This window comes from Actinomycetota bacterium (genome assembly GCA_036280995.1).
Classification (GTDB): domain Bacteria; phylum Actinomycetota; class CALGFH01; order CALGFH01; family CALGFH01; genus CALGFH01.
The window spans coordinates 1-5,746 of record DASUPQ010000001.1; the positions used below are offsets into that span (position 1 = coordinate 1).

The following is a 5,746-nucleotide window of genomic DNA, read 5'->3' on the forward strand; positions in this document are numbered from 1 at the left end:
CATCAAATTCTGAGGGGTGGGCCCCGGCATGATGGTCGGCGATGAGTCATGCGAAGGTCGGCAGTGGATGGTGGTTGATCCCGAATGTCCCTGGTGGGTCAAGCTCCGCCGTGCCGAAAGCCTGATCGATGAGATCAGGCACGCTTCGAGGCGCTCAACAGAGCAGGGAGCGGCTGGGAGATTGTTCGGGAGACGCTGAAGAGGCCGTGCCAGGACGGGGCCAATCACATCCACTCCGTGTGGCGCGACCTGCGCCGCGACTTCGCCGGGGACCTGCTGGCCCAGCACTACGCGGGGGTGCGCCACTGAGCGGTCCGCTTGCGCGCCTGCTCGGCCTCCCGGCCAGATGGAGCGCGACCGCGGAGGTTCCAGGCGCACGGACGGCTCACCGGGCAGCGGTCGAGGCGGTGGTGAAAACGGTCACCGAGCTGTGTCGCAGGGTCCGCTGCCAGCCCTGGACCTCGTCGACGCGTTCTCGATCCGGGACCGGCCGCTGGCCACTCCGATCGCGCTCGGCTGAGGCGAGACCCCTCCATCCGAGCGAAGCGCTAAACGTAGACTGGCCCTCGTGCCCCGGTGTCCGGCTTGCGGGGGCCAGAATCCTGAGGGCGCCCGGTTTTGTTCGGCCTGCGGCGCGGCACTGACCGTCGAGCGGGCCGTCGAAGAGCGCAAGGTTGTCTCGGTGCTGTTCGTGGACCTGGTCGATTTCACTTCGCGCTCTGATCAGGCCGACCCTGAGGACGTTCGGGCCATGCTGGTCCCTTATGACACTCGGGTGAAGTCTGAAATCGAATCGTTTGGCGGCGTCGTCGAGAAGTTCATCGGCGACGCGGTCATGGCCGTGTTCGGCGCCCCGGTTTCTCATGGCGACGACGCGGAGCGAGCCGTGCGGGCCGGCCTCCGGGTGCTCGACGCGGTCGAGGACCTGAACAGGGAAGATCCGGCCCTGGACCTTACCGTGCGGGCCGCGGTCAACACCGGCGAGGCCATTGTGGACGCCCGCCAGCAGCCGGACGCCGCGCAGGGGTTGGCCCACGGCGATGTGGTGAACACCGCCTCCCGGCTCCAGACGGGAGCGCCCCCGGGAGGGCTCGTGGTGGGCGAGGAAACCTTCCGGGCCACCCGGAGCGTGATCGGATATGCACCCGTGGAGCCGATCCGGGCGAAGGGCAAGCGCGAGCCGCTGGCGGCCTGGCTGGCGCTGGAGGCGCTCACCGCCCCGGCCGAGCGCGCCGCGTCGGCCGCGCCGATGGTCGGGCGGGACCGCGAGCTTGAGCTGCTGCGCCGAACCTGGGAGGGCGTGACCACCGAGCGACGCCCCGACCTGGTGACTGTGATCGGGCCTCCGGGTATCGGGAAGACCCGCCTGACGCGTGAGTTCGGCGGCCTGGTTGAGCCGTCCGGGGGGCGAGTGTTGCGAGGACGGTCCCTGCCGTACGGCGGGTCCTCTGGCTATCGGGCGTTCGGCCAGCAGGTTAAGGAGGTGGCGGGGATCTTCGAGACCGATCCTCCGGCCGACGCGCGGGCGAAGCTGACCGCAGTCGTCACCGTGCTGTGCGGTGCCAGCGACGGCCCCGAGGTTGCCGACCACCTGGCCCTCCTGATCGGCCTCGGCGGAGACAAGGTGCCCGATCGGCAACCGCTGTTCTTTTCGGCCCGCAGGTTCGTGGAGGAGCTGGCGAGCCGGCAACCGCTCCTGATGGTGTTCGAGGACATCCACTGGGCCGACGCCAGCCAGCTGGACCTCCTGGAATCCCTGGCCTCCCGGGTTCGCGACGTCCCCGTCATGTTTTTGGCGCTGGCGCGCCCCGAGCTCCTGGACTCCCGGCCGACCTGGGGAGCGGGGCTGATGTCGCACACCTCGATGCAGCTGCATCCGCTGTCCTTGGACGAGGCCCGGACACTGGCCGGCCATCTTTTGCCGATGCTTTCCGGGCTGCAGGGCGCGGGCGACCGCGTGGTGATCACAGCAGAGGGCAATCCGCTGTTCATTGAGGAGCTGGTGGCCTCGCTGGCCGAGCGAGTAGACGAGGCGACCGAGAAGCTTCCCACGAACGTGCGGTCCACGATCGCCGCGCGGCTCGACACGCTTTCTGCTGCCGCCCGGGGTGCCCTGCTCGACGCTGCGGTGATCGGCAAGGTGTTCTGGCGGGGAGCGCTCCAGACACTCGAGGCAACCCGGTCGGCGGCGGAGTTGGAGGACGCCCTTGACATCTTGGAGAGCCGCGACTTCATCCATCGGGAGTCGGGTAGCCAGATCGAGGGCGACCACGAATACCTGTTTAAACACATGCTTATTCGGGAGGTGGCCTACGCCACCCTCCCCCGGGCGGCCCGCAGGGAGCGGCACGCCGCGGTAGCCCGGTTCATCGAGTCGGCCGCCGGCGAGCGGATCGAGGAAGCCGCCGCGATGCTGGCTCACCACTGGCAGGAGGCCGGCGACCTTGACCAGGCCGTTCGGTTTCTCCAGCTCGCCGCGGAGCACGCTGCCAAGGGATGGGCGAAGAATGAGGCCGTGGCCCTGTTCGGCCAAGCCCTGAAGCTCGTGCCGGAGGACCAACCAGAACTGCGCCGCGCCATCGCTATTCGACGGGCCGAGACGCAGGTGGAGCTGGGCGATCTCGGTGCCGCTCCGGCCCTCGACAAGCTGCTGGAAGAGACCGAGGGCGTGGAACGTCTGAAGGTGCTGACGGCCCGCGCCCATACGGCGCATCGGGCCATGGACGCCGAGGCCGCGACCCGAATGTCGCAGGAGGCATTCGACCTGGCCGAGTCCCTGTCCATCGAGGAGTTCATCGGACCAGCGCTGGCGCTACAGAGCCTGGCCTCGAGCATGGCCGGCAACATGAACACGGCATTCGAGCTGGGCGAGCGGGCGCTGGCGCAGTGGATCCCTGGCACGCGTCGGGCCGAACGCGCGCTGTGCCTCGACCAGATGGCCACGGACCGGTACTGGACCGGCGAATATGAGCGGGCCCTGGAGTACGGGGAGCAGGCCATTTCCTTCGCCGATGAGATCAAGAGCTCCGACGCGTTGCTCCGAACCGGGCCTGTCCACGCGCTCACCCTGACCGGCATGGGCCGGCACGAGGAAGCCCTCCCGAGGTTCGAGGAGCTCATCGCCCGCGGACGTGAGTTCGAGCTGGTGCCCAGAATGACGGCCCGCGCGCTCAACATGTCCAGCGCGCTGTACCGCGACCTGCTCCAGCTCGACGAGGCCACCCGGCGCAACCAGGAGGCCGCGGAGCTCGGTGCGGCAGCCGGCTTCGCCAACGCGGTGCTCCAATCAGGGATCGATCAGCTGTTCACCGACCTGGCCCGCGGCGAGGTTGGCCGGGCTGAGGCTCGATGGCCCGAGCTGTGGGAACGGACTCAGGACACCAAGGGAACCCACCAGTGGCTCATGGCCGGGCGCCTGGCCGAAGGAAAAGCGGAGATCGCCCTGGCGAAAGGGGACCATGCCGAAGCGGCCCGGCTGGCCCAGGAAGCCATCGACCGGTCGCGTGAGGTTCAGCGGGCCAAGTACGAGCTGGCTGCGCGCCTGGTCCTGGGGCGGGCCCTCATGGCACTCGGCCAGCCCGAGCGTGGGATCGCCGAGCTGCACACGGCGCTCGACGGCATCCGGCGGCTCGGTCACCCGCCCACGCTGTGGCGAGCTTGGTGGACCTTGGGAACGGCGCTCGCTCAGGCGGGCAGAGATGACGAGGCGGCAGCGGCCGCGGCGGCGGCCGCCAACACGCTGCGCACATTCGCCGCCACCTTGGCCCCGCAGCGGAGCGGGCCGCTCCTGGCGGCGGAGCCCTCGCGAGAGATTCTCTTGGCCGCCGGCTTCAGTTAGGAAGCCGCCGAGTGGAGCAAAGTGGCGATCACCGGTACTACCAGGACCGCTGCCGCAAGGCTGAAGAGACGTTGCAAGAACCCGGGATTCCCCTTGCGAGCCTGAGTGCCCTGTCAGGGGTCGACTTGCGACACAGTCCCGTGAGGCGCAGTGACTTGACGCCGTGTTCCGGCCGCGGACGTGATCGACTAGCAGCAGCCTCGCCCATCCCCAGCCGCCTGGGGTAGCGATCAGGCGCTGCCGATCACAGGCCCAAGATCTTCCACGCGTACCGGTTTGCCCCCGATCACAAGCTCATCAACCTCAAGACGGCCAACGCTCAGCTTCTTAGCTGCGGCGTTGCCAACTCTGAGACGACCAACGGCCACCGCGCCTATCGCAAATGCACCAACGGCTACCGCGCCAGCGGCGACTGCGCCCGTGGCCAGCGCCCGCAACGCAACGCCGCCGGCGGCGATGCCCCCGACAGCGACGCCTCGAACTTTGACGGCTGGCAAATCTGCGACTGCGCCTTCTGTGCGATGCATGACTTCCTTCCGGCCCATAATGTCCTCCTCTGCCTCGGCCTGTCTTGGGCTGATCTTGCAAGCTGGGCGGGGCCGGTAGCAAGTGGCGAGAGTCGGGGACCGCTGGATCTTGTGCCTTGGCCGACCACCTCCAATGTGCCGAGATGGGAAACAGATGTTCAGGGCTCACGCCGATCGTCTCTCCTATCAGACGAGGTCGACGGTCATCAACCGCAAGGACTACGGCATCACCTTGAACGCCGCGCTCGAGACCCGGCGCGGTCCTGGTCAGCGACAAATCACTCTCGAGTTCGAGGTCTCCGCAATCAAGACCGCCTGCCCTTCAGCAACCGACTCCAGCGCGCCAGCACGGTTGGACGAAAGAGCCTGGTGCCCTGGCCCATCCTGGCGTCGGAGGGCGACCCGACCGGCTTGAACCGCCGTTGCGATTCTGGTGGAAGCGAGTCATACCATGAGACGAACTAATCCAAACGGGCGCCAATGCGGTGGTGACAGCTAGCTCTCATTCGCTGCTGCGGAAGCCATGGGCTGCCCAGGCGACCTTCCCGCGAGAGTCCTCTCCAGCGCTTCTAGCCCGTACGGCAGTCGGACTCGGCGTAGGCACGGCTCATGATCTTTGGGGTGCCGTCAGCGCTGCCGTCACCTGTCGGGACGACCCTCACACCGCCGGGTTGGGCGAATCGGCCGTGAGGGTGCGCGGTGGCGAGTCGGGTGTCGATAACATCGTGGCGGCACGTGCATGCCACTGGGAGATGGAGATGCACATGGAGAGCCAGACCGCCGAATCGCATGCATTGCTGGTCCAACGATTGCTGCTGGGTGGCTGGACAGCGCAGGTGCTCAGGACGGCGGCTCTGCTCGGCCTGGCGGATCAGCTGGCCTCCGGCGTGAAGAGCCTCGACGAGCTCGCTGTTGCAACGGGGACGGAACCTGCCGCGATGGCCCGCTTTCTGCGGGCATGCGTTCTGCTCGGGCTCTGCGCTGACCGGGGAGCGCACTTCGAGCTGGCACCGGCAGGTGATGCGCTGCGTTCGGACGTCCCGGGCTCGCTGCGCCCGGCGGCTCTGCTGTTGACCGCTCCATGGGTTCAACATGCTTGGGAGACCCTGCCTGAAGCGGTGAGGACCGGAAGACCGACGTTCTCAACCGCGCATGGCACCGACTTCTGGAGCTACCTGGCCGGCCATCCGCGGGATCAGGCTGACTTTGACCAGGCGATGGCCGCCGGGTCCATCGAGCGCGCCCGTGCTGTTCTTGCCACGTGCACCTTCGACGGACTTGAGACCATTGTCGATGTCGGAGGTGGCACCGGAAGCTTTCTCGCTGAGTTGTTGGCTGCAGTGCCCCATATTCGAGGCGTCCTGGCCGATCGAGCGGAGGT

At 67.8% G+C, this 5,746-nt stretch carries 3 protein-coding genes; 2 read left to right on the forward strand and 1 reads right to left on the reverse strand.

Going from position 1 to position 5,746, the window contains the following annotated elements; translation table 11 throughout:
- Window positions 1–568: 568 nt before the first annotated feature.
- Window positions 569–3,838, forward strand: a complete 3,270-nt coding sequence (locus VF468_00005) for an AAA family ATPase (protein HEX5876709.1) — start codon at window positions 569–571, stop codon at window positions 3,836–3,838.
- A 230-nt stretch (window positions 3,839–4,068) separates the two neighbouring features.
- Here the strand turns inward: VF468_00005 and VF468_00010 are convergent, their stop codons facing one another.
- Window positions 4,069–4,383, reverse strand: a complete 315-nt coding sequence (locus VF468_00010; GenBank protein HEX5876710.1) for a hypothetical protein — start codon at window positions 4,381–4,383, stop codon at window positions 4,069–4,071.
- 746 nt (window positions 4,384–5,129) lie between these two features.
- Here VF468_00010 and VF468_00015 point away from each other — a divergent pair.
- Window positions 5,130–5,746 (forward strand): methyltransferase (locus VF468_00015; GenBank protein ID HEX5876711.1); only part of this gene is annotated, 617 nt, incomplete at its 3' end.